A 21571-nucleotide genomic window follows, 5' to 3' on the forward strand; every position below is an offset into this window, starting at 1 on the left:
ATTTTTAGATGTAATTGGATTAATTTTTTTGGATATCCTTTTAGGATATTTGCTAAGGTTCCATCTTTTTTTCTCCAAAAAGATTCCAAATTTCATGATAATTTTTATTGTAGCAATTGATAGCGCCAAACGTTTTGTCAAACTATATTTTTTTACTTATTTTAAAAAGCACAATAGATTTATTGGCGAACCAATCGAAAGTTGCCGTGAATTTCCAAGCATTGGAACTGATATCCATTGTACACGACATTTTTTTTTGGTCATTTCGATTTGTAAGGGTTGGAACACTGGACTAAAAATCTTTTCATAGATGCCAAAGACATGGCAGAGGAATGGTTGTGATACCCCTTGGGCGCCTTTAAATGGTTCTTCAACAAAACGGTCATCAATAATCAAGTCAGAATTTGGTTAACTGCGGAGAACTATTTGAATCCTTTGGGTTTGCACCTTAAATTTAAAAGAGGTCACTGATCCTGGCGGGGAACATATCGCTTAATTCTTTTGAGGCCTGAACGGAATCCAATACCCTATCGCAAATCTGTAAAAAAGGATGTAGGGGTTGGTTGTGAGAAAACGTCTAGTGGTGCATAGTTTCGGCATGCTCCAGAAATTGAGAAAAAGTTCAGTAACTTGGAGCCTTGACGGTACGCTTTTTTGGACTTTTCAAATATGAATATTCAAAAGAAATGTAGACCTTGAATAATACATCGGAATATTATAAATCTTTGAAATTTCCATTTGCGCCTGGTATTCGGCCGCAATGGGATTAAAATTTACCAACACACACTTTAATGGATAAAAAAATAGCCATAGTAACCGGGGGAAACTCTGGTTTGGGATACGCAACAGCAAAGAAATTCTGTGATAATGGTATTACAACCTATGTTATTGGTCGTACCAAGGAACGCACGGAAAATGCTTGTGCAGAAATGGGGGACAATGCCATTCCCTTGATTTTTGACTTGACCAAATTGAAAGAAATCCCTAGAATCATCCAAGACATTTTTGATAGGGAGGGACATATTGATATCCTGGTGAACAACGCGGGTATTAACATGAAGAAAGAGTTCATCGAGGTGACCGACGCTGAGTTCGAGAACATAGTGCACACCAACCTTTTCAGTGTTTTTGCCATCAGCAGGGAAGTAGTCAAAAAAATGAAGGAAACCGGAGGGGGAAGTATTGTTAATATCAGTTCCATGGCCGCTCAATATGGATTGCCAAAAGTTGTGGCCTATTCTTCCAGTAAAACTGCCATAGAAGGTTTGACCAGGGCAATGGCCGTAGACTTGGCCCAATACAATATAAGAGCCAATTGTATAGCTCCAGGTTTTATAAAAACCAAAATGACCGCTAAAGCACTTGACTCTGATCCTGCGCGAAAGGAAAAGGTGTTTTCAAGAACACCGATGGGCAAAATGGGCTTGCCAGAAGATATTGCAGATGCCGTATTTTTTATGTGTTCGGATGAGGCCAAATTTGTTACCGGAACTGTACTCCCCGTTGATGGTGGAAACAGTATTGGATTTTGAATATTCAAGAAGAAAGTATGATCAAGATGCAACAGGCCATGCGTTGGTATGGTCCACACGATGGGGTATCCCTTCGGGACATTAGACAATGTGGTGTAACCGGAATAGTTACCGCCTTACATCAAATTCCCGTAGGTGAAGTTTGGGAGGTACGGGATATTGAAGAACGGCAACAAATCATTCGAGCCGAAGGCATGGAATGGAGCGTGGTAGAAAGTTTGCCCGTTCATGAAGACATTAAACGAAAAGGAGGCGAATACAAGGAATACATCTTAAACTATAAAAAGAGCTTGGAAAACCTCGCCCAATGTGGTGTAAAAGTGGTTGCGTATAACTTCATGCCCATTTTGGACTGGGTGCGTACAGATCAAGGCTACACCAATGTGGATGGAACAAAAGCCCTATTGTTCGATGAGGTCGCTTTTATATTTTTTGATGTGTTTTTACTCCAAAGGCCGGGTGCTGAAAGCGATTACTCTAAAGAACAATGGGATGAGGCCAAAGCATATGGGGAGGCATTAAATGAGGTTGAAAAGAAAAAACTCTTTCAAAATATATTATTGGGATTACCGGGTAGTGACGAAAGTTTCACACCTGAAAAGATACTGGAATTGCTGAAGGCGTACGAGGGAATCGATGATGATACCTTACGAAAGAATCTGGTTCACTTTCTTACCGAAGTTGCCCCGGTTGCTGAAGAACTAGGTGTCAAATTGGCCATACACCCCGATGACCCGCCTTTTTCGGTATTGGGACTTCCTCGTGTGGTATCTACAGAAAAAGATATCGAAAACATTCTATCAGCTGTTCCTATTGGATCTAATGGACTTTGTTATTGTACAGGTTCCTTGGGTGCTAGGCCAAAAAATGATTTGGTTCGGATTATAGATCAACATGGTGATCGTATTCATTTTTTGCATTTGCGAAATGTGAAAAGAGAAGATGGCAAACGATTTAGGGAATCGGAACACCTTAATGGCGACAATCCCATGGAAGAAATCGTTGAAAAGCTATTGTTGCTCATGAACAAGAATAATACAGCACTGCCCATGAGGCCCGACCATGGGTTTCTTCATTCGTTTGAAGCCAAAGAGAAGTACCCCGGCTACTCGTTAATTGGAAGACTTAAGGGGCTAGCAGAATTAAGGGGGTTGGAGTTGGGGATTGCCCACAAACTAAAGCAGAATACAACAGCCAATTAATGCTTCTGCAGCAATACCTTCCCACTCACTGACAATGATTGCCCATTGCTGAACAATTCCCGCAAATTTTTTAAAGTATTTATTAGTTTCCTGCGGATAGTCCGACAATGTTTAATGGACTGAGTAACGTACGCTTTACCCTTTTTGATTTGGTCCCATTTTTCAAAACAAAACTGTAGGTATACCGTGTGGCTTCATTTTGGACATATTCAACAATGCAATCACTGTTGTTAAAAGACCAACCGGGATAGGCTTTGGCAATTTCGCTCCCAAGGCTGTATGGAATCCTTACATCCTCATAAAACTCCTCTGACTCTAGAATTGTGCCATCGTAGTTGTAAATGGCCTTTATATAATTGGCATTGGACTCAAAAACTACGGTATAAGTGATTTTTTTGTTGGTACTGCTATACACACGATCTTCGGTAATATCGTAATTGGCAGCAACATTTTGTAATCGCTTGATACTCGTGGCTAGAGTGGGAGCTACATACTTCCTGGCATTTAAGTATTGGGTATTCTGAACTTTAGTGGACTTAGAGGTACGGGTATTAAGGTCCGACTTAGTGATCATCGCCAAACTTTCCTGTCCAAAGGAGAGGTTGGCCATTCCTGAAATAAAAAAGACAATAATTAGATTTTTCATTGTAGAGAGGTTTTTGATTTAATTGAATCTTTTTGATTGGAGGAACTAAGTAAAGTAGGGCACTTCTAAAGTATTAGATAACTATTGTTCGACCATAAAACTAGCATAGACTACCTATCGACAGGGCATAGACAATTAATAGACAAAACAGTGACGTTTAGTCTAAAAACCACAAAATCAAAGGGTTGCTATAAATTTTGAATAAAGAAGTCTAAATCGGTGTTTTCGGAAAGGTTCAACTTTTTTCTCAGTCGATATCGACTTGTGTTTAATGAGGCCAAGGTGATGTTTTGAAGTGTGGCAATGCTTCGACTCTCAAGTTTTAGGCGAATTAAGGAGCAAAGGCGTATCTCATTTTTGCTCAAATTGGGATAGCTTCGGGTAAGCTTGCTGTAGAAGGTATTGCTTAGTTTGTCCAAGCGTTCAAAAAACTCTTGTGTGTCGGTATCAACACTGATTTTATTGGTTATCGTGTGGTCCAGCTCATCTATTAAAGCTTCACGTTCTTCGGTGCTAGCCTGCTTGATGGCATTTAATTGATCGGCCAATGCCTTTGCCCAATCTTGGTCTTGGGTTAATTTAAGGGCAAAATCGGAAAGATCACGTTCCTTTGATTTAATTTCAGAATTGAGCTGTTCCACTTTTAATGCGCTATTTTCCAGTTTTTGCTCGGCCAATAATTGTTTGTTTTTGGCATTCACCAAGTGTTGACGACGATTTAAGTAAAGTACAATCAACAATATGATGATAACGGACGATAAAATCCCTGAAAACCAAAGTTTGGTGCGCTGAGCGCGTATCATGTTTTCTTTTTGAATACGGTCTATTTTGAAGTTAATCCCAATCCTGTCTATAATAATATCGTTGAGCTCGGCCTGCCATTTGTTGTCCGCAATTTTTGAAATTATTTGAAGGCTATCCGCATAATCCCTAATCCGTTGTGATGTGGCATAAGCTTCAGAAATCTTATTTTGTTGTTTCAACAAAAACTCCTTGGCCTTTAAAAATTCTAGTTTGGAATTGGATTCCAAACTATTGTTGGTCTCCTGAAAGGCTACAATAGCTTCAAGTTCGTTAAAAATGCGCTGGGCTTCGTCCAAACGTTTTAAATGTGCATTTGTAGTGGTGAGTTGGGCTCCTGCACTGATCAAACGTGGAATATCTTTGGCATGGGTTTTTTCATTGATGGCATTTTTATAAAACTCAAAATTTGTGGCGTACAAAGGTTCGGCTTTAAGGTAATCTCCTCGTTCGGTATGAATATCTGCAATATTGTCGCGAATACTACCAATCAATGTATGATTGGGATATGTTGCTTCCGTAATTTGATAGGCTTTCTGAAAATTATACATGGCAGAATCCAAATCTTTCTTGTGCCAATAAAAAAACAGGCCATAATTATTAAGGGCCGAAGGGTAATAAATGTAATCGAGTGACTCGGTGTATTCTAAATTCTTTTTATGGTGAACGGCAGCACTGTCCAATGCATTTAGTTCGGCATAACTTTGGGCAAGTATGCTGCGAGCATAGGTTAACATTTCAACGTAAACTTCACGCTCCTTTTCGGTGAGATCGTTTTCATGTGCTTGGTAATGTTGAAAAAAATCAAGATAGGATTTAATGGATTCCTTCGGAAACCCAACTTCCATAAACCAATTGCCAGAATGTAAATAACTGTCTAAAACAAAACTATGATGCCCTTTTATAAACTTTAAAAGATCTAATCGTTTATAATGGAGCGACAAGTAATTTTGTAATTGGGATTCAGAAAAAGATGAGCGTCTGTAGGTTTTAATATCATCCTCCGGAAAATCAATGGATATCGAATCGCTTATGTGCTGAAACTGTTCAAAGGCCTCCTCACTGCTGAGTGATAGGTTTTGAGACCACATCGAAAAGGAGGTCAAACAAAACACAAAACAAACACGAAGGTAAAAATGCTTTATCATTTGATGTAAAAAGGGCACAAGCTTTAAAGATATTAATTTTGAGGCATTTAAGATTCAAATCTGGCAGTTGATTTGCCAGTCGAAGGGATGAAGTCCAACATATTACATGGTGCAACCAACCTAAGCCTCACTGGGGTTGTGTTGCGGCTGTGCGGTCGGGTACATTTAATTACAATAAAGGGGATTTGTGAGCCGCTGACTTAATTTTTCTCCCTCATTAGTCTCGATAAGGTCTCTGGTCTAATCGCTAAATAAGAGGCTAAGTGCTTTTTGGGGATTCTATCTATGATTTGGGGCTTCATGTTTTTCATGAAAAACTCCAACCGTTTGCCCGCATTCGGAATCCGAGCCAAATACACGCGATGTTCTGCCATGATGTAATATTCTTCCATCATCATGCGATTTATTTGTTGCATCTCCGGATAATGCTCCAAACAATATTTATAATCATCATATTCTAAATAATCACAAAGAGTAACTTCCAGACTTTGCATGTATTCTTCTGTCTTCTGGTTCCTGAAAAAACCGGTAATTGAAGTAAAAAGTTCATTTTCGGTGTCTATCCAAGTGGTAATTTCGATGGAATCGCTAATAAAATAGCCACGAACCATCCCTTTTTTAATCAAATAAAGGCGGTTGCAAATCTCTCCGGGGCTGTTGATGATTTCATTTTTATCGAAAGAACAACTTTTAATTTTATCCACTAAAAAGGCTTTCAATTCAGGACTAAGGGGATAGATTGAATTCAGATATTGTAGTATATACTGATTCATTTTAAAGTTTGGTTTGGTGGTCATGGTTGTGTTGAAAAATCTAAAAAAGCCATAAAATTAGCATTTTTACTGTGGAAAATGCCATAAATCAGGATGTTATCTTCCAAAAAATTGGTGAATTCGAACAAATAATGTGCATCTGAATTTTGTTGGGGGTCGCATTGATAAAGTATAATGGGTCCTTTTAGGTAAAGGAATAACAAATCCATACATTTGCATCTATTAATATATAAGGTTTGGAATTAAAGAAAATTGAAAAGATATCGAAAGCTTTAGGGGATGTAAATCGATTGAAGATTGTAAAGGCTGTCCAAGCCAGTGAGTCCAGATTGGAGTGCAGTGCCATTGTAAACCTATTAGATCTTTCCCAGCCTTCCATCAGCCACCATATCAAAAAATTAGTGGAAGCCGATTTGCTGGAGCCTAAAAAGGAAGGGCGTTTCTATTATTATACTTTAAATAAGAAGGTAATGGAGCAATACTTAAAATCCTTCCGACCATCCTGATTTTTTATTTGCACAACATATAGACACTTTTAAATATATGAATCAAAATAAAATTGCCTATTCCATTTTAGAATTGGCTACCGTACCCAAAGGTAGTTCCTTGCATACCGTTTATCAAAATGCCGTTACACTGGCACAAGCTGCAGAAATATCGGGCTATAAACGCATTTGGTTTGCCGAGCACCACAATATGCCGGCCATTGCCAGTAGTGCACCCCAAATATTAATAGGCTATGTGGCACAAGCTACGAACACGATCAGGGTAGGTTCTGGCGGCATCATGCTTCCCAATCATTCCCCCTTTATCATTGCAGAACAATTTGGCACTTTGGGCAACCTTTTTCCCAATAGAATAGACCTAGGTCTGGGAAGGGCTCCTGGTACCGACCCGGCTACTACACAGGCCATTAAACCGGGATTTATGGAGGCTACACATGCTTTCCCAAACGATATTGAGACCATACAGCGGTATTTTTCAGAAGAGAATAAATCTGCCAAGGTTCGCGTAACGGTCGCAGAAGGCGTAAACGTCCCAATTTATATTTTAGGTTCAAGTATTAGTAGTGCTCATTTGGCTGCCCAAAAAGGATTGCCCTATGCCTTTGCCAGTCATTTTGCCACCAGTCAGTTTTATGACGCGCTCCGGATTTATAAAAAGCAATTTTCACCCTCCAAATTTTTACAAAAGCCCTATATGCTGGCAGGTGTCAATGTTTTTGTTGCGGATACCGATGAAGAAGCAGAAAAACTGTACACTTCATATTTAAGATTGGTAATCAATATTTTATCAGGAACAACTTCAGAGTATATCGATGAACCCTTTGAAATGACATCAGATCTAAAGGAAGTTATGCAACACCCCAAAGTGCAGCAAATGGTAAAGTATACCTTTATTGGAAGCAAACAAACGGTGAAAGGGCAATTGGAAACCTTTTTAGAGGAAACACCCATTGATGAACTTATGATTGCCTCTTCAATTTACAATATCGATGCCCGTATAAAATCGGTACAATTGTTCGGAGAGATTATGGCAGAAATGAATGCAATTCGATCAGAAGAATGCCTGTAAATATCTAATTATTAATCTTAAGATATATTAAAGCACTGGCTTTAAAACCTCCCAAACATTTTCAGCGACAATTTTTTGGCCTTCCACTGTTGGGTGAATGCCGTCCCCTTGGTTAAGTTCAGGAATCCCGGCCACATTTTCCAATAAAAAAGGGATCAAGGCTATATTTTCAGATTCGGCCAATTCGGGAAATAGCTGTTCAAAAGCAGAAGTGTACTCGGGGCCCATGTTGGGTGGAATCTTCATCCCGGCCAAGATAATTTTGGCATTGGGAAGCTCACTTTGCACCTTGTCCACCATACTCAGAAGGTTGGACTCGGTTTCCGTTAAGGGAATGCCCCGAAGCCCATCGTTCGCACCCAGTTCGATGATGACAATATCCATATCATCTTCTAAAACCCAATCCAAACGGTTTTTGCCACTGGCAGTGGTTTCACCGCTCAAACCTGCGTTGACCACCGTGTAATCCAAACCAAGTGAATCCAAACGTTGCTGAATCAAGGCTGGGTACGCTTGGTTAACCTCTAGACCATATCCTGCAGTAAGACTATCCCCAAAAAAGAGAATTTTTTTAGAGGAATCTGAGGTTTCCATCTCAACCGACTCTTCTTGCGTTGCTTCTTCGTTCGTTTCCTTTTCTGCCTTTTTATCACCACAACCAACGACCATTAGCGATAAAAAATAACAAAACATTAACGGCTTGAAAAAGCTTGGAGTTATACGGGTCATGATCAATTTTAGTATTTTGAGAGTTTTAACCAAAAGCGTGATATGTCAAATATATTAAAAGTTCAAAACCTCTCTAAAACATATCGGAGCGGTGAACATGACCTAAATGTACTCAATCAAGTTTCTTTTGAGGTGGCCAGTGGCGAAACTTTTGCCATTGTGGGCCCCTCGGGAAGTGGAAAAACAACCTTATTGGGTCTGTGTGCCGGATTGGATACCACCGATTCCGGAGAGATTTGGCTCTGTGATCAGAACTTGTACGCTTTGGATGAGGATGGAAGAGCTCGCTTGCGAAATGAAAATGTAGGTTTTGTTTTTCAGGACTTTCAGCTGTTGCCCACTTTAACGGCTTTGGAAAATGTAATCGTTCCATTGGAATTAAGGGGAATTAAAAAGGCTTCGGAACAGGGAAAGGAGCTTTTGGCAAAGGTCGGCCTGTTGGATAGGGCAGGACACTACCCATCCCAACTTTCGGGAGGTGAACAGCAACGCGTGGCCTTGGCCCGGGCATTCGCCAATAAACCTTCCATACTTTTTGCCGATGAGCCCACCGGAAACCTGGATGATGAAACCGGAACCAAAATCGAAGATCTTCTTTTTGAACTCAATAAAGAACAGGGCACCGCATTGGTGATCGTGACCCACGATTTGGAGTTGGCCCAAAAAACAGATAAAAGTATCAGATTGAGGTCTGGTAAAATTGAAGAAACTGTAGGTTGATTATGGGCAACGCGAACAAAGCAGGATTTTCATGGTTGTTAAAAATGGCGTGGCGCGATGGAAAAGCGAGTTACGGTAAGCTTATATTGTTTGTTTTTTCCATCACTTTAGGAGTGGCTGCTGTGGTCAGTGTGTACTCATTCAGTGATTTGTTGAAAGAAAACATTGCCTCCCAATCCAAAGCACTTTTGGGCGCCGATTATGTTATCGAAAGTGATAGGCCTGTCAATGAAATAGTGATGGGCATTATGGATTCCTTGGGCGGGGCCGATGCCCGTGAAATCAATTTTACCTCTATGGCCGCTTTTCCAGGAAACGGAGGCACCAAATTGGTTGAGGTAAGGGGCGTGGAAGGCGGATTTCCATTTTATGGTGATTTGGAAACAGCCCCCACATTGGCAGCCAAAGGTTTTAGAAACGGTTCAGCATTGGTTGATGCCACCACGATGTTACAACTCAATGTAAAGCAAGGCGACAGTATCAAATTGGGAGCGGTAACCTTACCAATTGAAGGTGCTTTGGAAAATGTACCGGGAAGCAGTTCGATGTTTGGGGCCATTGCACCTCCAGTACTCATTCCATTTGAATACATTGAAGCAACAGGCCTGGTCCAAACCGGTAGTCGTGTCGAATATAAATATTATTTCGAGGCAGATGAAGCACAGGATATGGAGTTGTTAAATGAGTCCTTATGGCGTGTGATGGATGACAATGATGCAGATTTGGACACCCATTTGTCTGAAGCTAGACGATTGGGTAGACGGTATGAGAATTTTGGAAAATTCTTGAATCTCGTTGGATTTATTGCCTTGTTGTTAGGATGTGTTGGCATTGCCAGCGGTATGGGAATTTATGTGCAAATGAAGATAAAATCCATTGCAGTGCTCAAATGTTTGGGCGCGTCCAAACGTCAAAGTTATTTGATATTTTTTATTCAAATAGCCTGCATGGGAATTGTTGGGGGATTGCTGGGAACCTTTGTCGGATATGTGCTTCAGCAGTTATTTCCTGTTTTATTGGGTGATCTTTTGCCAGTAGATGTTGCTATCACCATGTCGTTGCAAAGTATATTATTGGGACTTACGTTAGGGCTGGCGATGTCTATTTTGTTTGCTTTGTACCCATTGATGAAGACGCTTTATGTGTCGCCATTGCAAACTTTAAGGGTAGTGCAAGAACCAGAAAGTCGTTCCAAGTGGGCTACATCTGCCGTAGGATTGGGCATAGTGCTATTTGTGTTTTCTTTTTCCTTATGGTTGTTGGGAGATGTAATGCGGTCGCTATTTTTTGTGGTGGGATTGTTGGTGGTCTTTTTGGTGCTTACTGGAATAGCTCGATTGTTTATGTCCTTATTACAAAAATTCTTTCCACACTCTTGGGGTTTTATAGCAAGACAAAGTCTTCGCAATTTATTCCGACCACAAAACCAGACCTTGGTGTTGGTCCTTGCAATTGGCATAGGAACTTTTTTGATAAGCACATTATATTTCACCAAGGACATGCTCCTGGAAAAAGCCGCCATAGAGGATAGAGCCAACAGCGCCAACATGATTCTCATGGATATTCAAACGCAGCAGGTGGAGCCGATTGCCCAGACGATAAAAGCTTCTGATTTTCCTGTAATCGATAAAATCCCCATTGTGACCATGCGTGTTGATGCTTTGAACGGGACACCGGTCGATGTAATTAGAAAAGATACCACATCGCAAGTAGGGCGTTGGATTTTAAACCATGAATTTAGGGTAACGTATCGTGACAGTTTGATTGGTTCCGAAAGGTTGCTTTCTGGGAATTGGATCGGGAATGTGGATTCTGACGTAGATGTTCCTATTTCGGTAAGTAGTGATTTTGCCAATATGGCCAAGGTGTCCATTGGTGATCCAGTTTCCTTTAATGTGCAAGGGAAAATCATGAATACCGTGGTGCAAAGTGTCCGTGAGGTCGATTGGAGTCGATTGCAACCCAATTTCTCCGTTGTTTTTCCCGCTGGAGTGCTCGAAAAGGCACCTCAATTTGGTGTTATGACCACACGAACCAACGATGATTTGGGCTCTGCAAAATTACAGCAACAATTGGTGAGCAAGTTTCCGAATGTTTCTATTCTGGATCTTAAACGTATTTTGAGTCTATTGGAAGAAATCCTTGGGAAAATCAGCTGGGTGATCAACTTTATGGCATTCTTCAGCATATTTGTTGGCGTGGCTGTGCTCATGGGGGCCATTTATAGCAGCAAGCACCAAAGGGTAAAACAAGGTGCTTTGCTTAGGACTTTGGGTGCACAAGGTTCCCAAATATTAAAAATGATAGCAATTGAATATGCCGTTTTAGGGTTTTTAGGTGCTTTTATGGGGGTTGTGCTCGCAGTGCTGGGAAGCTCGTTATTGGCCTATATGTTGTTTGAAACCTCTTTTGCACCCTCATTAATTCCATTTACCATAATTCTTCCTGCCATTACGTTATTGGTTTTTGCTTTAGGGGTTGGGAACAGCATCAGTATTGTAAGAAATTCACCTTTATCCGTTTTGAAAAAGGAGAAAGAGTAATGAGGTTAAAAGTTCAAAAACTTTCTGCATATAAAAGGAATCACTTCAACTTAATTGAAGTGATTCCTTGAGAAATAAGCTTTTTACTTTTAAATCACCACGGTTTTACCGGGCGTTGGAATTGGATAATTTCCACTTGAGTCCGGTGACGTTGGAGTAGGGGAATCCCAGTTGACCTCCTCTGGCATCAATTGTATGGTGGATGTAATGGCTTCATCAAAATTTATGACTTTTCCGCTATAGGTGGCCATCCTTCCCATAATGGCCGTCATAGTACTTTTGGCACCATTGTAGGCATCATTGATCACACCTTTGTTTCGAATGGAGGCAAATAATTGATTATGTTCTTCTTGGTACGGGTTATGTCCTTCAGAATTGCTGATGGAACGCATTTCATTACCAGCCAGGTCATAAATTTTAGCTATCCCAGCATCATTGGTGTCCACGGCCCCATTGGTTAATTGAAATGTCTCCCCGACCTTGTACATGGTATTGGGTTGGTGTCGACATTGACTAGAAATCACTGCACCACTCGCATATTTAAACTCCACAAAGTGGTGGTCGAATATTTCTCCATGATCAGGTCCATTTCTCACTGTTCTACCACCCATGCCTTGGGCCGAAATAGGGTAGTCCCCTATAAACCAGTTGGCCACATCAATATTGTGAATATGTTGCTCCAAAATATGGTCGCCACAAATCCAATTGAAATAGTACCAGTTTCTCATTTGATATTCCAATTCCGATTGCTCAGGTTTTCTTGGTCGAACCCATACCCCGGCACTGTTCCAATACACTTGACCGGACACGATTTTACCCAAATCACCTTTTTTGATCAGCTCATTGACCTGGATATAGTTTTCTTGGTAATGGCGCTGTAACCCAACCACAACATTGAGTTTTTTCTGCTCTGCCAATTTAGCGGTTTCTAAGACTTTTCGGATTCCTGGAGCATCTGTGGCTACCGGCTTTTCCATGAATACATGCTTGTCATTTTCAATGGCGTAGGCAAAATGGTAGGGTCTAAAGCCAGGTGGCGTGGTAAGGATAACCACATCGGCAAGGTCTATGGCCTTTTTAAACCCATCAAAACCAACAAATTTATGTTTGTCCTTTACTTTTATTTTTCCGGTATCCTTATATTTTTCATATAGATGGCCATAACTGGAATTCAATTGGTCTTCGAATAAATCGGCCATGGCTACAAGTTGAACATGGTCATCGGCCTCTAGGGCTTGATTGGCGGCACCGGTACCGCGGCCACCACATCCTACAAGGGCAATCTTTAATTTTTTCTCGTTGAAAACATTGGCCATGGCGTTGGTGCTTAAGGATGGGAGGATTAATGCGCCAGAAGCTATGCTGGTGTTTTTGATAAACGCTCTTCTTGAGTTTGCGTTGGGTTGATCTTTAGGTGTCATTGTGTTTGTTTTTCAATTTTTATATTAGTTTTTTATCCGATATCGGTCTTGGTCTTCAGGAGCAGTAGGGTTTGTGGGCCGAACAATTCTAAAACCTACAAAACCTGCATCGGTGAACCACCATTTGCTTCGGGGAAACTGTGGATCGCGTTGTTTCCAAATAGGATCGGAAGATAACCTTGATGCACTTCGCAATGCTTCTGTACTGCTCTTAAAAGAACCACCTCGAAGCGCTACGGGGTACTCTTTTAAAACGGGTTCAAAAGGAAGCCCGGCATCTGCATAGCCATTTTCATCGTATTGGTCCAAGGTCCATTCCGCTACATTTCCGTAGATGTCAAAAAGTCCCCAAGGATTAGGTTTCTTGCTGCCCACCTTATGGTAGGTGTTTTCACTATTTGTATCGAACCAAGCATAATCTTCTAATTCAGCTGGGTTGTCTCCAAAAAAATATGGTGTGTCACTTCCCGCTCTAGCAGCGTATTCCCATTCTGCCTCAGTGGGCAACCTATAATAGTGACCTGTAATGGCCGATAACCATTCGCAAAAAGTGGATGCGGCTTTTTGTGTGATATTGACTGCGGGAAATCCTTCTTCGCGTCCCATGCCCAGACTCATATCCACATAGGGAACGGTGGCACTGGAAATGGCATCTACCTGTAAATTTACTTCGGAGGCCCTTGCTTCATTTTCAAGGTCATCAATCGCCCTTTCAATAAATAGATTGTACAATTCCCAAGTAACTTCAAACTTGGACATCCAAAAGGCATCAACTTCAATTTCGCGAACAGGGCCTTCATCTGTTTTTCTGCCTGCTTCATCTTTGGGGCTACCCATTTTGAACCTTCCCGATGGAATGGGGACCATTTCAAATTCAACAGCTACTCCTGGCAGGCTTTGGGTATAATTGGAAATTTCTTGGCCACTAATAGTTGCCGAGCAACTAAAAAATAAACAGAGGATACTTATTGATTGGATTTTCATCGTTATCATTGGAATGAGTCGCTGGTTTTATATGCCTCGATTACCGCAAGTTCCCCTTCTTTTCCTGATTTTGAATTTCCGTGCTCCATTCCTACAATTCCGTTATAACCCTTTGAATGAATATGTTTGAACACATTGGTGTAGTTGATTTCTCCTGTGGTCGGCTCATTTCGTCCAGGATTATCGCCTACCTGAAAATAGGCGATTTCATCCCAAGAGGCATCAATATTGGGAATGAGGTTGCCCTCTTGTATTTGTTGATGGTAGATATCGAACAAAATTTTGCAAGATGGACTATTTACTGCCTTGCAAATGTTAAATGCTTGTGGGCTTTCTGTCAAAAACAGTCCAGGGTGATTATAGAAATTTAAAGGTTCCAAAACCATGACCAGCCCGTGGGGTTCCAACAGGGCAGATGCCTGTTTTAAAGATTCTACCACATTGGCGGTTTGGTATCCCATTTGCAGTCTGAGGTCCACATGGCCCGGTACTACTGTCATCCACTTGGCATTTACCCGTTTTGCCACCTCAATGGATTCTTTGATTTCGGTTAAGAATTTTTCACGAAGGGACAAGTCACCATTGGTTAGGTTAGGCTTGGTCCAAGCAATTTCATGGGCCACAAAAACTCCCATTTCCATGCCGCGATCTTGCATGGTTTTACCCATTTTTTCTTGGAGCTGTATAGGTCGGCCCTTCATGCCGTTATCTTCAAAAGCGGTAAAACCGTTGTCTGCCATAAAGTTCAATTGGTCAATAGGGTCTTTTCCTGCCGACTCTTTGAACATTCCCAAGTGAGGGGCATATTTTAATTTAAAATTGGCAGCTTGATTTGATATTGGGCCCTCGGCTTTATTCTGATGGGCAAAAACACTCGTTAAGCCGACACCCATTGCCCCTGTGAACAGGGCATTGTTTTTTACAAATTTTCTGCGGTTCATGTGCGGTTTGGTTTAAGGTTGTTAATTAATTTTTATTGATTTATAATGAATTGCGACGAATTAGATCTGTTGGAATAATGGTTCGTATTTCAGTTCCTTCCTTGATATGGGCCGCCGCCATTTTTGCCATTTCCTTAAAATCGGTTGAGAGCGTGGTAATGCCCCCCATCATGATTTCTTTCAATACATTATCGTCATAGGAAATGATTCCTAGATCTTTTCCCAGTTCACAAGGCTCTTGTGAACAATCTTTTAAAAACCTCCAAAGCGTTGAATCATTTTTAATAAAATATAAGGTGTTTTTGGAGAGCGATTCTGGAGTATAGCTGTCTTCAACTCTTCCCTGTATCCCGTGATTTTTTACAAATCGATTAAAAGCATTTAAAATGCCAATAGGGGAGTAATCGGTTTGGGTGTTGAAGAAGAGCACCATACGCTCATATTTTCTGATATCCGGCAGTAGCTCAACCAAATTCTTATAGGTTGATTGTTCAAACTCTTGAACGATATAGGAATATCCCCGTCCCAGATCCAAATGCCTGTCCACCAAAAGCAATTTATGGGGTGGAATGGTTTGTAGCATGGGTTCAATGACCTTGTTTTGTATGGGAGCCACGACATACATACCATATTTACCCCGAATGTTGCTGATCATGGTTTCAAATATGGAAATGTTGTTGTGATGAAAAAATACATCTACCTGATAATCCTTTCCCAGTTCCTTTCGAAGGGTATTGTAAAAATCCTCCTGAAAACTTTGAAAGGCAAACAATAACAATGCAATTCGGAGCTTAACCCCTGTTTCTTGACTGATTACAAAATATCCCTGTTTGTTTTTGGATTCTACAAGACCACGATCTTTAAGTTCTTCATACGCCCTTACGATGGTTTTTCTTGCATAACCTACATCTTGAACCATGATATTGATGGAAGGAAGCTTATCTCCAACCTGAAACTCTCCATCGGTGATGGCATCAACCACACCTTGCACCAATATTTCGTGTTTGGACAGTAGGTGACTATCCTGTAAGTCCAAAATTTTATCTAACAACGGCATATTTCAATCCTACTTGGTTGTTTTTAAGCTCCACAAACATCGGGTATGCTCTTAATTTTTAATTGAGCCAATATACGTTGCGTCAAAGACTTTTTAAATCCAATAACAATAACATAAAAGGACAGGTCTTTAATTATCGAATCAATAAAAAAAATGCATCTAAATTTTTGATAATCCAAATTTAACATTAATTTAGCAATAGTAGCACAGTGTATCATAGATTTTTTGAAAAAAAATTGGGCCATGAAAAACTGCGTTACTAAAACAATCACATAACTAATAACTAACATTCGTTTTATGAACTACCATTCGCTATTAAACTGGAAGTACATAGGGAAACCTCGTATTTTCTTGGCCTTGTTCCTGTTTTTGGGAGGTATTTTATTTTCCACCGCACAGGCTCAGGGCATTACTGTTACCGGGACGGTAACAGCTGCTTCAGACGGCCAACCTTTGCCGGGTGTCACAATTATAGATGTGAACGACGCTTCAAAGGGGACCATTACAGATTTTGATGGAAACTATTCAATTTCAGGAATCCAAGGAAGTACCTCATTGAGGTTCAGTTCCATCGGGTTTAAATCCGTTGTGGTGCCAGTGAACAACCAAACCACCGTGAACCTAACCATGGAAGAAGATCTTGCATCCTTGGACGAGGTTGTTGTAGTAGGTTATGGCACCCAGAAAAAAGCAACGGTAACCGGTGCGGTCGCTGCTGTTAAGGGAGAAATTTTGGAAACCACACCAACCATTAGTGTATCTAACGCCCTATCTGGTCGATTGCCAGGTCTGGTGGTGATACAAACCAGTGGAGAACCGGGTAGTGATGCGGCAAGCATTAGTATTCGGGGTACCAATACATTGGGAAATAGTAGCCCACTTATAGTAATAGATGGAATTCCTGATCGTGATGGAGGTATTGGAAGATTAAACGGAAACGATATAGAGAACATTTCGGTCCTTAAAGATGCTTCGGCAGCCATTTATGGTGCGAGGGCAGCGAACGGGGCCATTATTGTAACTACCAAACAAGGTAGAATTGGCAAGCCCGAAGTGACCTATACCGCCGATTTTGGGATGGCTCAGCCAACAAAAGTTCCCAATATGGCAGGAGCTGTGGAATACGCGAATATTATGAATGAGGTCGCTATTTTTAATAGTAATATTCCAGTGGGAGAGTGGGGCGATGCTTGGTCTGCCTTCAATAGTGCTGGAAGCTACACCATTCCATCTACCGATGAGACGGTAAATGCAGCATTTTCTCCATCATCGGTTCAAGGGTATGCACAAAATGCCGATCCTTGGCTGTATCCGAATACAGACTGGTTCGATGCCACATTTAAGGATTGGTCCATGCAAAGTAGACATAATGTATCTATCAATGGAGGTAGTGAAAACATCAAGTATTTCTCTTCTATTGGTTATTTTGATCAGGATGCTTACTACAAAAATTCATCGACTAGATACCAACAATATAACTTTAGAATAAACACAGATATTAAGGTCAATGATTATATTCAAACGAAACTAGGCTTTGCTTACCGTAAGGAGGATAGACGTTATCCAACAGAAGGTTCAGGGGCTATTTTTCGTATGTTAATGCGCGGTAGACCTACCGATCCGGCGATTTGGCCAACAGGAGAACCAGGTCCCGATATTGAAAACGGCCAACAGCCCGTTGTAATTACTACCAACGCAACAGGTTATGACAGTCAACCGACCGATTACCTGCAGTTTACCGGTTCTGTAGATATCACCCAGCCATGGATCAACGGTTTAAAGCTTACCTTGTTGGCGGGTATCGATCAGAGTCAATTGAGAAGAAAACTATGGCAAGTGCCTTGGGAACTATATTCATTGGATAGGGAAACCTATATTAACACAGGCGAGCCCATTTTAACGGCGAACATTCGCTCAAGTTTTACGGATCCAAGGTTAACCCAATCCGCGGCCAACAATTTGAACACCAACCTTACCGCTTTACTAAGCTATGAGCGTATTTTCAACGACGTACATTCGTTGAATGTAATGGCAGGTGTAACCCGTGAAAGGTTCCAGAACGAATTCTTCTCTGCTTTTAGCAGAAATTTTATTTCTTCATCAATTGATCAATTGTTCTTCGGAGGTTCCGATGGGCAGGAAGTTGATGGTAGGGCATTCAACAGAACTCGTTTAGGATATTATGGTCGTGTACAATACGATTACAAACAAAAATATCTCGCAGAGTTTATTTGGAGATATGATGGTTCGTACATTTTCCCAGCAGATGATAGATTTGGGTTCTTCCCAGGTTTCTTGGCCGGTTGGAATATTTCGAACGAAGATTGGTTTAATGTAAAGTCAATTAACTATTTAAAGTTGAGAGGTTCTTACGGGCAAATGGGTAACGATCAAGTGTTTTTTGATGGTTCTTTGCAAGAATATGCGTATCTTTCTACTTACTCACCTAATCAATTTCCAATAAACGGAGCCGTAGCCAATACCTTGGAAGAAGCGCTTTTGGCCAATCCTAACTTTACTTGGGAAAGAGCGAATAACTTCAACCTTGGTTTAGATGCATATATGTTTGATAATTCATTGAGCATGAGCTTTGAATATTTCTATAACAAGCGGGATCAAATTTTGATTCGTGAAACTGGTTCAACACCGGGTTCATCGGGTATTTCAGACAAACTTCCGCCTGTGAATGCTGGAGAAGTGGATAACAAAGGTTTTGAATTCGCTGTCAATTATTACGGTGGAAGTCAAGATGGCTTTAAATGGGATGTAGGAGTTAATGGTGGTTACGCCAAGAACGAAGTGGTGTTTATGGACGAAATTCCAGGAGCACCAGAATACCAACGTCAAGAAGGAAAACCAATCGGCGCTTATTTTGTGTATGAGTATGATGGCGTTTTTCGCGATGACGCAGATATCGCATCCAATACGTTGGACTATAGTGAGGTTACACCAAACCTAAGACCTGGCGACATGAAGTTTAAGGATGTTAACGGAGATGGAATCATCAACGGAGATGACCAAGTAAGGTTGGAGGAAAGCATAATTCCGAAATTCAACTTTGGTGCAACCTTCAATGCAGCGTACAAAAACTTTAACCTTTCTGTGCTTTTCCAAGGCGCTACAGGAGCTTCATTGCCCATTCAAACAGAATCAGGTGATATCGGAAATTATCTTCAGTACTCCTACAATAATCGTTGGAGCATTGATAATCCTAGTAGTGTGCATCCAAGATTGGCCACTAGGGGAGATACCTATTACACAGGAGGTAGCTACGGAAGCAACACCTATTACCTGTTCAGCAAGGATTATATTAGGTTGAAGAACATTCAATTGGCCTATAATTTCCCTCAAAAGCTTATTGAGCCATTGGGTATTTCTGGATTCAGCCTCTACGTAAGTGCGAATAACGTGTTCACGTGGGCGAAAAACGACATTTATGATCCAGAATCTACAGTGAACAGTGGACAGTTTTATCCACAGGCGAGAGTTGTAAACACTGGATTTACAGTAAAATTTTAATTTGATTGTTATGAAAAACATTTTAAGATATACCATGTTGATTGCTACAATGGGAATTGTAACAATCTCATGTTCAGAAGATTATTTAGAAACCAAACCATTGGATAAGGTCTCCTCAGATGCCACTTGGGGCGATGGGGCGTTATCGGAAGCATTTGTTTTCGGGGTGTATTCCCATCTAAATTATGGAGGTTTTGAAGAGGAGGGACTATCTTCATTGACCGATGAGGCCATGTTTACCCACTCGGGTAGGGGAATCAACGTAATTACAGAAGGAACCTTGTCTCCAACAGGAACAGGAAATGTAAATATAATACCGCAATGGGATGAACTATTTTCTGCCATTAGACAGGCCAATATTGCCATTAAAGAGTTGCCCGAAGCTACATTTGGTGATGATGCCCTAAGAGATAGACTTTTAGGAGAATCTTATTTTCTTAGAGCCTATTACTTTCATCAAGTAGTTCGTTATTATGGAAGTTCTCCCATAATTTCGGAACCGTACGGTTTGGACGATGATTATTCCATTGCACGTGGTAGCTATGCCGAATGTATCGATTTTATTTTAAGTGATTTAGAACAAGCCATTACCCTACTTCAAGGTAAAGGTGAAACACCGGGACGCGCATCAGAATTTAGTGCCATGGGCTTAAAGTCCAGGGTATTGTTGTATGCGGCAAGTGATCTAAGGGATGGTCCAACCGTTTCTGCAGCATCCTCTGCCCATAGCGGGTATTCCAATTTGGAATTGGTGGCATATACCTCAGGCGATAGAATGTCGAGGTGGACAGCGGCCAAAACAGCGGCCAAGGCTTTGTTGGATGCCACTTCGGGATATAAACTGGATTTATCAGCTCCCGTTTCCCCCGAAGAAGGAGAGGCCAATTATGTCGCATTGTCCATGGGTGGTGGAAGTGGAGCTGCCGATGCAGCAGCACATTCCGATATTCTTTTTGAAAGAACCCACAGTGCATTATATACCGTAGAAAGCAATTGGCCCCTTGGAGGAATCCACCAAGGAATCAACAATGGTCCGAATGGATACCATAACTGGGCAGGAAATACACCTATTCAACAATTGGTGGATGATTACGAAATGATGGACGGTTCCAAGTTTGATTGGAGCAATCCTAATCATGCAGCAGCACCCTATACCGATCGGGACCCAAGGTTCTATGCGACCATTCTTTACGATGGTGCAGATTGGAAACCCCGTCCAAGTGATGTCGTTTCAATTGACCCTTACGATCAAATTCAAACAGGTTCTTACGATGATGGTGCAGGGGGAATAATACCTGGTGTTGACACCAGAAATTCTTCCATTGAAAACTGGAATGGTTCAAGAACCGGATATTATGTTCGAAAATTCATCGACCCAGACCCTGCTGTCGCTGATAATATGTCAAATGCACAATTGGTGCCTTGGCCGTTTATTCGTTACACTGAGATTGCATTAAACTATGTGGAAGCTTGCTTGGAAACCGGAGATGAGGCAGAGGCCATTTTGTGGCTCAACCGAATTCGATATCGAGCAGGTATGCCAGCGGTATCCGTTTCTGGAGCCGAACTGGTTGAACTTTACAGAAATGAACGTAGGGTTGAACTTGCCTATGAAGAGCATCGTTATTTTGATGCACGAAGATGGTTGATTGCACCAGAAACCATTGGCAGGGGAATAAAAGTGGTAAAAGTAACCGCTACCTTAAAAACGGGCGCAACACCACATGTTCCATACAAATACGACCCAGATGTGTACGACTATACCTATAACGTAGTGGACAATACCGAAAACGAAACCAGAACTTGGGACGATAAAATGTATTTTATGCCAATCAGCAGAGATGAAATCAACCGAAACGAACTGTTGACGCAAAACCCTGGCTATTAACTAATTGATCATAGATATAAGATATTCAGTTAGAGTTTGTTAGTTTTAATATCTTTAGAGTCCTGCCCCTTAGCTAAGTTTGGGGCGGGATT

At 41.1% G+C, this 21571-nt stretch carries 16 protein-coding genes; 8 read left to right on the forward strand and 8 right to left on the reverse strand.

What is annotated here, in order from left to right; translation table 11 throughout:
* Positions 1-791: 791 nt before the first annotated feature.
* Together ABT310_RS11875 and uxuA are read left to right on the forward strand one after the other, a co-directional pair.
* Positions 792-1532 carry an SDR family NAD(P)-dependent oxidoreductase gene (locus ABT310_RS11875; protein ID WP_375324100.1) on the forward strand — a complete coding sequence of 247 codons (741 nt, stop codon included), beginning with the start codon at positions 792-794 and terminating at the stop codon, positions 1530-1532.
* Between the two features lie 26 nt (positions 1533-1558).
* On the forward strand, positions 1559-2734 hold the full coding sequence (gene uxuA / locus ABT310_RS11880; protein WP_375326184.1) for a mannonate dehydratase: 1176 nt from the start codon (positions 1559-1561) through the stop codon (positions 2732-2734).
* 82 nt (positions 2735-2816) lie between these two features.
* Here the strand turns inward: uxuA and ABT310_RS11885 are convergent, their stop codons facing one another.
* The 3 genes from ABT310_RS11885 to ABT310_RS11895 form a co-directional block, all read right to left on the reverse strand.
* The gene (locus ABT310_RS11885; RefSeq protein ID WP_375324101.1) at positions 2817-3380 is read right to left on the reverse strand and encodes a hypothetical protein; all 564 of its coding nucleotides are present in this window, start codon (positions 3378-3380) and stop codon (positions 2817-2819) included.
* Between the two features lie 188 nt (positions 3381-3568).
* Positions 3569-5272, reverse strand: a complete 1704-nt coding sequence (locus ABT310_RS11890; RefSeq protein ID WP_375324102.1) for a transcriptional regulator — start codon at positions 5270-5272, stop codon at positions 3569-3571.
* Positions 5273-5529: 257 nt separating this feature from the next.
* Positions 5530-6102, reverse strand: a complete 573-nt coding sequence (locus ABT310_RS11895; protein WP_375324103.1) for a Crp/Fnr family transcriptional regulator — start codon at positions 6100-6102, stop codon at positions 5530-5532.
* Positions 6103-6338: 236 nt separating this feature from the next.
* Between ABT310_RS11895 and ABT310_RS11900 the strand changes: the two genes are divergently transcribed.
* Together ABT310_RS11900 and ABT310_RS11905 are read left to right on the forward strand one after the other, a co-directional pair.
* Positions 6339-6608 carry an ArsR/SmtB family transcription factor gene (locus ABT310_RS11900; protein ID WP_375324104.1) on the forward strand — a complete coding sequence of 90 codons (270 nt, stop codon included), beginning with the start codon at positions 6339-6341 and terminating at the stop codon, positions 6606-6608.
* A 37-nt stretch (positions 6609-6645) separates the two neighbouring features.
* Entirely contained in the window at positions 6646-7677 is a 1032-nt protein-coding gene (locus ABT310_RS11905; protein WP_375324105.1) for an LLM class flavin-dependent oxidoreductase, read from the forward strand.
* 27 nt (positions 7678-7704) lie between these two features.
* Here ABT310_RS11905 and ABT310_RS11910 read toward each other — a convergent pair whose 3' ends face one another.
* A complete protein-coding gene (locus ABT310_RS11910; protein WP_375324106.1) occupies positions 7705-8406 on the reverse strand; it encodes an arylesterase in 702 nt (233 codons plus the stop codon).
* 42 nt (positions 8407-8448) lie between these two features.
* Between ABT310_RS11910 and ABT310_RS11915 the strand changes: the two genes are divergently transcribed.
* Both ABT310_RS11915 and ABT310_RS11920 read left to right on the forward strand, forming a co-directional pair.
* Positions 8449-9126, forward strand: a complete 678-nt coding sequence (locus ABT310_RS11915; protein ID WP_375324107.1) for an ABC transporter ATP-binding protein — start codon at positions 8449-8451, stop codon at positions 9124-9126.
* Positions 9127-9128: 2 nt separating this feature from the next.
* Entirely contained in the window at positions 9129-11669 is a 2541-nt protein-coding gene (locus tag ABT310_RS11920) for an ABC transporter permease (protein WP_375324108.1), read from the forward strand.
* Between the two features lie 89 nt (positions 11670-11758).
* On the opposite strand, the gene ABT310_RS11925 is transcribed toward ABT310_RS11920, so the two are convergent.
* Genes ABT310_RS11925 through ABT310_RS11940 form a run of 4 tightly spaced genes read right to left on the reverse strand, consistent with a single transcriptional unit; the run spans position 11759 to position 16072 of the window.
* A complete protein-coding gene (locus ABT310_RS11925; RefSeq protein ID WP_375324109.1) occupies positions 11759-13090 on the reverse strand; it encodes a Gfo/Idh/MocA family protein in 1332 nt (443 codons plus the stop codon).
* Positions 13091-13114: 24 nt separating this feature from the next.
* Positions 13115-14074, reverse strand: a complete 960-nt coding sequence (locus ABT310_RS11930) for a formylglycine-generating enzyme family protein (protein WP_375324110.1) — start codon at positions 14072-14074, stop codon at positions 13115-13117.
* A 5-nt stretch (positions 14075-14079) separates the two neighbouring features.
* Positions 14080-15015 carry a hydroxypyruvate isomerase family protein gene (locus ABT310_RS11935; RefSeq protein WP_375324111.1) on the reverse strand — a complete coding sequence of 312 codons (936 nt, stop codon included), beginning with the start codon at positions 15013-15015 and terminating at the stop codon, positions 14080-14082.
* A 40-nt stretch (positions 15016-15055) separates the two neighbouring features.
* Positions 15056-16072: a GntR family transcriptional regulator gene (locus tag ABT310_RS11940; protein ID WP_375324112.1), complete on the reverse strand. Its 1017-nt coding sequence runs from the start codon at positions 16070-16072 to the stop codon at positions 15056-15058.
* Between the two features lie 297 nt (positions 16073-16369).
* Here ABT310_RS11940 and ABT310_RS11945 point away from each other — a divergent pair, with 297 nt between their 5' ends.
* Both ABT310_RS11945 and ABT310_RS11950 read left to right on the forward strand, forming a co-directional pair.
* On the forward strand, positions 16370-19591 hold the full coding sequence (locus ABT310_RS11945; RefSeq protein ID WP_375324113.1) for a SusC/RagA family TonB-linked outer membrane protein: 3222 nt from the start codon (positions 16370-16372) through the stop codon (positions 19589-19591).
* Between the two features lie 10 nt (positions 19592-19601).
* On the forward strand, positions 19602-21479 hold the full coding sequence (locus ABT310_RS11950; protein ID WP_375324114.1) for a RagB/SusD family nutrient uptake outer membrane protein: 1878 nt from the start codon (positions 19602-19604) through the stop codon (positions 21477-21479).
* Positions 21480-21571 lie beyond the last annotated feature (92 nt).

Source organism: Flagellimonas cixiensis, from assembly GCF_042134615.1.
Classification (GTDB): domain Bacteria; phylum Bacteroidota; class Bacteroidia; order Flavobacteriales; family Flavobacteriaceae; genus Flagellimonas; species Flagellimonas cixiensis.

Coding starts and splice junctions, on each gene's coding strand:
- ABT310_RS11940 (WP_375324112.1), bottom strand. CDS start 16,072: ATGCCGTTGTTAGATAAAATTTTGGACTTACAGGATAGTCACCTACTG.
- ABT310_RS11915 (WP_375324107.1), top strand. CDS start 8,449: ATGTCAAATATATTAAAAGTTCAAAACCTCTCTAAAACATATCGGAGC.
- ABT310_RS11925 (WP_375324109.1), bottom strand. CDS start 13,090: ATGACACCTAAAGATCAACCCAACGCAAACTCAAGAAGAGCGTTTATC.
- ABT310_RS11885 (WP_375324101.1), bottom strand. CDS start 3,380: ATGAAAAATCTAATTATTGTCTTTTTTATTTCAGGAATGGCCAACCTC.
- ABT310_RS11935 (WP_375324111.1), bottom strand. CDS start 15,015: ATGAACCGCAGAAAATTTGTAAAAAACAATGCCCTGTTCACAGGGGCA.
- ABT310_RS11905 (WP_375324105.1), top strand. CDS start 6,646: ATGAATCAAAATAAAATTGCCTATTCCATTTTAGAATTGGCTACCGTA.
- ABT310_RS11875 (WP_375324100.1), top strand. CDS start 792: ATGGATAAAAAAATAGCCATAGTAACCGGGGGAAACTCTGGTTTGGGA.
- ABT310_RS11945 (WP_375324113.1), top strand. CDS start 16,370: ATGAACTACCATTCGCTATTAAACTGGAAGTACATAGGGAAACCTCGT.
- ABT310_RS11950 (WP_375324114.1), top strand. CDS start 19,602: ATGAAAAACATTTTAAGATATACCATGTTGATTGCTACAATGGGAATT.
- ABT310_RS11890 (WP_375324102.1), bottom strand. CDS start 5,272: ATGTGGTCTCAAAACCTATCACTCAGCAGTGAGGAGGCCTTTGAACAG.
- ABT310_RS11895 (WP_375324103.1), bottom strand. CDS start 6,102: ATGAATCAGTATATACTACAATATCTGAATTCAATCTATCCCCTTAGT.
- ABT310_RS11930 (WP_375324110.1), bottom strand. CDS start 14,074: ATGAAAATCCAATCAATAAGTATCCTCTGTTTATTTTTTAGTTGCTCG.
- ABT310_RS11910 (WP_375324106.1), bottom strand. CDS start 8,406: ATGACCCGTATAACTCCAAGCTTTTTCAAGCCGTTAATGTTTTGTTAT.
- uxuA (WP_375326184.1), top strand. CDS start 1,559: ATGCAACAGGCCATGCGTTGGTATGGTCCACACGATGGGGTATCCCTT.
- ABT310_RS11920 (WP_375324108.1), top strand. CDS start 9,129: ATGGGCAACGCGAACAAAGCAGGATTTTCATGGTTGTTAAAAATGGCG.